Source organism: Bacteroidota bacterium, assembly GCA_034723125.1.
GTDB lineage: Bacteria > Bacteroidota > Bacteroidia > CAILMK01 > JAAYUY01 > JAYEOP01.
On record JAYEOP010000040.1, the window covers coordinates 1 to 1,177 of the forward strand.

General features: G+C 29.4%; 1 protein-coding gene. It reads left to right on the forward strand.

The window, feature by feature from the left end:
- Nucleotides 1-488 precede the first annotated feature (488 nt).
- Nucleotides 489-1,177 (forward strand): Bro-N domain-containing protein (locus U9R42_01425; GenBank protein MEA3494675.1); only part of this gene is annotated, 689 nt, incomplete at its 3' end.

Here is a 1,177-nt window from a genome sequence, read left to right on the forward strand (position 1 = left end):
CTTTTATTCAACTTTTAATAGCCAAATTATACTTAACGACAGTATGTCTAATAACTCTAACCCCCCTTTAATTTTTGTCAAATATAAGGACATTTCTGCTTTGCTCAAAAAAAAATTTACTTTTTTAGGACAATAAAAAAAATAATAATGAATATTTTGCCATTATTTACCAAGTTTACCAAGAGGAGTATGAAATTTTTTTTATTTATTTTGGTTTTTGATATTTTTTGTTGTAGCTTTGTCATGTAGTTTTAGTATAATTAGAACCTCTTATTTGAAGTATACTCACTCTTTAATAGGAGGTTCTTTTTTAACTAATTTTACTTTTCTTTTTTCATCCGCAATTTTTTACTTCCACTAAGTTTTTTAATAAAATATATTACGGAAATATTTTGTTATCAGAAAAGATAATAAAGAAATAAGCAGTATTTTAAATCTGACTTTTATGTCTTTGTTTTATCTTTGTTGATACAATTTAAATAATATCAATGTCAAATATAAAACTTTTTGAAAGTAAGCAAATTCGTTCGGTTTGGAATGATGAAGATAAAAAATGGTATTTTGCTGTTTCTGATGTTACCGCAGTTTTGACGGATAGTACTAATCCTTCAGATTATTTAAAAAAAATCAGGAAACGAGACAAAGAACTTGCAAAAGGGTGGGGACAAATTGTCACCCCCCTTTTCATCGAAACAGCAGGTGGCAAGCAAAAGGTTAATTGTGCTAATGCAGAAGGACTTTTACGATTAATTCAATCAATTCCTTCACCAAAAGCTGAACCATTCAAAAGATGGCTTGCTAAAGTAGGATATGAAAGACTTGAAGAAATAGAAAATCCTGAATTAGCATCAAAACGGACAAGAGAGATTTATAAATCCAAAGGTTATTCAGATAAATGGATAGAAAAAAGAATGCGAAGTATCGCTATTCGTGATGAATTAACAGACGAATGGGAAAAACGAGGTGTAAAAGAACGAATTGAATATGCAATTTTAACAGCAGAAATATCTAAAGCTACATTTGGTCTAACTCCTTCTGAATACAGAGAAGTAAAAGGATTGAAAAGACAAAATCTTCGAGACCACATGACTGACCTTGAATTGATTTTTTCAATGCTTGGAGAAGCATCAACAACAAAAGTTGCAAGAGCTAAAGATACAAAAGGATTTATAGAAAA